The organism is Caulobacter hibisci (assembly GCF_016135805.1).
GTDB classification, from domain to species: Bacteria; Pseudomonadota; Alphaproteobacteria; order Caulobacterales; family Caulobacteraceae; genus Caulobacter; species Caulobacter hibisci.
In genome coordinates, this window is record NZ_JADWOX010000040.1 from 1 (window position 1) to 4,528 (window position 4,528).

Sequence of the window (4,528 nt, forward strand, 5' to 3'; positions counted from 1 at the left end):
CCGTCGCTGGAAATGCAAGTCGAAACCTTCATTTCCAAGCTGCGAAGGCGTGTCCCCGCGGCGAGGTGCGGCTTCTACGAGGCCCCCTGCCCTGCCGCAAGTCGATTCCGACTCCGGGCAGGCTTAAGCTGTGGGCGGATCTGTGCATGGAATCGAAAGCGGAACCGCTTGCGCCCCGCCCCGCCCTGCCTCCATAGAGCGCGCCGGGGTCGGGCGCATGCGGCCGACCCGCCCGGCGCGCTCCCTATAAAAGTGCGCTCTATAAGAAGAGGGGTCGTCGATGTTGTCCCAGAAGGCGCGCTACGCCCTGCGCGCGATGATCGAACTGGCCCGGGCCGAGGAACAGGTCACGGCCGGCGAGCTGGCCCTGCGCGCCGACGCGCCCCGCAAGTTCCTGGAAGCCATCCTGCTGGGCCTGGCCCGCCACAAGCTGGTGACCAGCCGTCGCGGCAAGTTCGGCGGCTACCTGCTGGCCCGCCCCGCCGCCGAGATAAACTTCGCCGAGATCATCCGCCTGGTCGATGGCCCCCTGGCCCTGGCCCCGTGCGTCAGCCGCACCGCCTTTCGCCGCTGCGAGGACTGCAGCGACCTGGTGACCTGCGCCCTGCGCGAGGCCCTGCTGCGGGCCCGCGACGCCACCGCCACCGTGCTCGAGGGCTATACCCTGGCCGACGCGGTCGCGGGCCAGGGCGCCGAGCTGATCGGCTGAGCCGTCGCCTCTCTATATAGGGGCGACATATAAGCGGCGGCTCTCCCGCCCATGAGGCCTCTCTATATAGAGCGCATATATAAAGAGGGCGCCGCGCCGGTTCAGCCGGCGGCGATATAGGCCTTGAGCCCCTCGGCCTCGGCCTGGGTCTCCTGGATCTTGTACTTCACCAGATCGCCGATCGAGATGATGCCGACCAGCCGCCCGCCGCGCGCCACGGGCAGGTGGCGGATGCGTCGGTCGGTCATCTTGGTCAGCAGGGCGTCGACCGTCTCGTCCGGCTGGGCGAAGACCACGTCGCGGGTCATGCAGGCCGAGATCGGCTTGGTCAGGGCGCTGGCCCCCTCCTTTGCGATCTGCCGCACGATGTCGCGCTCCGACAGGATGCCGGCGATGCTCTCGTCGCTCTCGAGCACCACCATCGCCCCGACCTTTCGGCTGTGCAGCAGGGCCGCGGCCGCGCCGACGGTTTCCTGGGGCGAGGCGGTGAACACCAGGTCGCCCTTGTCCTTCAGGATCTGAGACACCAACAAAGCTCAATCCTCCCTATCGTTCTTATTGGAGAACAAGGGTCTCGCAATCGCGCTCCGGGATCAATGGCCCGATCGCGCCACAGACCGTGAAAGCGCACGCAGGCCATATCGCGCACCGTTCGAAACACCGCCTCAAGGCCCGATCGGCGCGCGTTTAACCAATTCTGGATACCTTGGCGCCTAGGATTGGCGTGTCCGGTTTTGGCACGGGGGTTGCTTGCGATCCCCTGTCAGACAGTCTCGGAGCCCGTCATGGCCTCAAACAAGAACAAAAAGCCCCTCGTCCGGGCCCGTGGCGCGATCTTCGCGGCCGCCCCTGTCCTGTTTGGGGGCGCCCTGCTTGGGACCCTGCTGCTGGGGACCGCCCTGCCGGCCCGCGCCCAGAGCGTGACGACCAATTCGGCCTCGTACAACGCCGGCTACGGCCGCACGGCGGGCCAGGAAAACAGCATCGTCGACTATTCGACCCGCGACGCCAACGGCAACCGCGTCATCGTCGACGGCGTCATGCTGACCGGCGCCGACCAGAGCGTCTATTCCAGCCGCAGCTCGTCGGGCTCGCTCGACAGCTATTCGGGCGTCGGCAGCCTGGGCGGCTCGTCGGGCGCGACGGCGATCGGCAACAACCTGACGGTCATCACCCAGGGCAGCAACAACGTCGTGATCGTCAACTCCAAGCAGGTCAACAACGGCAATGTCAGCGCCAGCGCGTCGACCAACGGCGGTGTCTCCAATGGCAACTAAGCGCATCATCCTGCTGGTGGCCGCGGCCTGCTCGGCGCTCAGCGCCTGCGGCGGCGGCGTGCCCAAGCGCCTGGACGCCGGCAACTACGCCCGGCCGATCGGCACCGCGCCGGTCACGGCCAACCCCACCCCCTATTCGACGGCGCTGAACTGCCTGGCCTCCTACGCCCGGCAGAACCACGTCGCCGCTCCGCGCATCGCCGTGGGCCGCATCGCCGACTACACCGGCAAGGAAGAGTCCGACGGTTCGGGCCGCAAGGTCACGCAGGGCGCCTCGCTGATGGCCATGACCGCCTTCGCCAAGGCCGGCATGCCGATGGTCGAGCGCTTCGACACCTCGGTGTCGGAACTGGAACTGAAGTACGCCAACAACAAGCTGATCTCCGACCGTCCGGCCCCGACGCCGGACGCCCCGGCCGACTATCGCAAGATCGTCGCCGGCCAGGTCGCCGGTTCGGACTTCTACCTTGTCGGCGGCGTCACCGAGCTGAACTACAACATCCACTCGGCGGGCGCGGACCTCTACGGCGGCGACCTCGACAGCGACGGGCTGAAGGCCAACTTCAAGCGCCGCCTGTTCGTGATGAACATCGCCATGGACCTGCGCCTGATCAACAGCCGCACGCTGGTCGTGGAAGACGTCATCTCCTACCAGAAGCAGGTGATCGGCCGCGAAGTCAGCGCCGGCATCTTCGCCTTCGCCAACAACAACGTCTTCGACCTGTCGGGCGGCAAGGGCGCGCTGGAGCCGGTGCAACTGGCCGTGCGCTCGCTGATCGAGCGCTCGGTCGTCGAGATGAGCGCCAACCTCTACGGCATGCCGGGTCCGCAAAGCTGCCTGCAGTCGGATCCGTTCGGCGCCGACACGGTCGGCGTCACGGGCGCCTTCACGCCCGCCTACAACAACCTGGGAACCAACAATGCGCAGACCCGCGAAGATCCGTCTCGCTGGAACGATCGCAGCGATTCCTCTGTGCGTCGCGGTCGCTACTAGCGCCGCCTTCGCCCAGGGCCAGGTTCTCAACGACCAGCTGAACCTGGGCGAGGTCTTCACCGAACAGACGCTCAACGTCGTCACCTCGGAAGAGGGCGTCAGCGCCACGACCACCGCCGCCGGCAACAGCGTCGGGATCGGCGGCGCGCGCGCCGACGTCAGCGCGACCTCCAACCAGGTGAACTCGGGCGCCGTCACCGGCCACGGCGTCGTCAACGCCACCGGATCGATGGGAACGTCCAGCGACGTCACCACGGTGGCGACCGGCAACAACGGCTCGGTCGACGCCACGGAGTCGACCTACAGCGGCTTCATGGTCCAGACCAACAGCGGCGCGGTCACCGCCCGCGGTCAGGTCGAGGGCGAGACCGCCCAGGCCGGCGACCTGACCATGGCCACCCAGGCCGCGGGCAACGCCCAAGGCGTCTATCTGGAAAACGGCTCGGCCGGCGCGCGGATCAGCCAGGCCAATTCCGGCGACGTGCTCGCCGACGGCGGGGCGATCGTGCAGTACGTCAGCGGCTCGTCCACCGTGGCGGGCGCGGCGGCGGGCAACAGCATCGCGGTCGAAGGCTACAACCAGTCGGCCGCCCGGGTGATCACCGACCAGGGCAACACCTCCGACTTGGTCCAGGCAAGCAAGTTCACCGCCTACGGCAACAGCTACCTGACCAGCACCTCGGCCACGGCGGCGGGCAACGACCTGTCGGCCAGCAACACCGGCCCGCTGCTCGACGTGGCCAGCCACCAGTACAACACCGCCTATGTGCGCTCTCAGGCCGAGACCAGCTCGTATCTCTACGGTTCGGCCCAGGCCAGCGCCTACGGGGTGGGCAACAACGCGGTCGTCGGCAACACCGGCGCGGCCCTGGTGCTCGACAACGTCCAGACCAACGAGGGCGGCGGGGTCGAGGTGATCGCCAGCGCCACCGGCGACACCGGCTACGACATCGGGTCCAGCGCCACGGCGGCCGGCAATTTGGTCAGCGGTTCGGTCTGCAGCCAGTGCGGCGGCTCTCTGACGACCTCCAACAGCCAGATCAACAGCGCCGACGTCTCGGCCCGCTCGACCACCAGCGTCACGGGCTCGGCGCGCTCGGTCACCGGCGTGGCGACGGCCACCGGCAACAGCGCTGCGTTCTACGTCCGGAATTAAAGCGCTATGCGCCCTCTCCCAGAGGGAGAGGGAGGGGCCCAGGCGGCGGCCTGGGAGGGTGAGGGGTTACGCCGCCAACCGGCGTGCCGGCACGCCGTCGACCGTCCCTCCTTCATCAAATCAGCAAGGCCCGCCTCCCTCGCCCTTGTGGCGAGGGTCCATGCCGGCGACCGCTCAAACCTCGACCGTCCTGCCAAGGTTTGAGCGGCGGAACGATGGGTCCTGGGCACAAGGCCCAGGAAGGCGGTGTTTGGGTTGGGTGGACGGGGATTGGCGAACGTCCATCCCCGTCGCCGAACTCGCAGGGCCAAGCAAAATCAATCGCTTACAACTTTCTCACGCCCGTGGATCAGACGCGTCGAAACCCGCTGCATAATCAAAGCTGTCCCGTC

General features: G+C 67.7%; 5 protein-coding genes. 4 read left to right on the forward strand and 1 reads right to left on the reverse strand.

Annotated elements, in window-relative coordinates; all coding sequences use genetic code 11:
- Positions 1–280: 280 nt before the first annotated feature.
- A complete protein-coding gene (locus I4Q42_RS25745; RefSeq protein ID WP_198578960.1) occupies positions 281–709 on the forward strand; it encodes an RrF2 family transcriptional regulator in 429 nt (142 codons plus the stop codon).
- A 101-nt stretch (positions 710–810) separates the two neighbouring features.
- On the opposite strand, the gene I4Q42_RS25750 is transcribed toward I4Q42_RS25745, so the two are convergent.
- Entirely contained in the window at positions 811–1,242 is a 432-nt protein-coding gene (locus I4Q42_RS25750; RefSeq protein WP_198578961.1) for a CBS domain-containing protein, read from the reverse strand.
- Between the two features lie 252 nt (positions 1,243–1,494).
- Between I4Q42_RS25750 and hfaA the strand changes: the two genes are divergently transcribed.
- Genes hfaA through hfaD form a run of 3 tightly spaced genes read left to right on the forward strand, consistent with a single transcriptional unit; the run spans position 1,495 to position 4,136 of the window.
- The gene (hfaA, locus tag I4Q42_RS25755; RefSeq protein ID WP_198578962.1) at positions 1,495–1,986 is read left to right on the forward strand and encodes a holdfast anchoring protein HfaA; all 492 of its coding nucleotides are present in this window, start codon (positions 1,495–1,497) and stop codon (positions 1,984–1,986) included.
- Entirely contained in the window at positions 1,976–2,980 is a 1,005-nt protein-coding gene (gene hfaB / locus I4Q42_RS25760; protein WP_198578963.1) for a holdfast anchoring protein HfaB, read from the forward strand. Before hfaA ends, hfaB begins: the two co-directional genes overlap by 11 nt.
- A complete protein-coding gene (gene hfaD / locus I4Q42_RS25765; protein WP_198578964.1) occupies positions 2,907–4,136 on the forward strand; it encodes a holdfast anchor protein HfaD in 1,230 nt (409 codons plus the stop codon). Before hfaB ends, hfaD begins: the two co-directional genes overlap by 74 nt.
- Positions 4,137–4,528 lie beyond the last annotated feature (392 nt).

Coding starts and splice junctions, on each gene's coding strand:
- I4Q42_RS25745 (WP_198578960.1), top strand. CDS start 281: ATGTTGTCCCAGAAGGCGCGCTACGCCCTGCGCGCGATGATCGAACTG.
- hfaA (WP_198578962.1), top strand. CDS start 1,495: ATGGCCTCAAACAAGAACAAAAAGCCCCTCGTCCGGGCCCGTGGCGCG.
- hfaB (WP_198578963.1), top strand. CDS start 1,976: ATGGCAACTAAGCGCATCATCCTGCTGGTGGCCGCGGCCTGCTCGGCG.
- hfaD (WP_198578964.1), top strand. CDS start 2,907: ATGCGCAGACCCGCGAAGATCCGTCTCGCTGGAACGATCGCAGCGATT.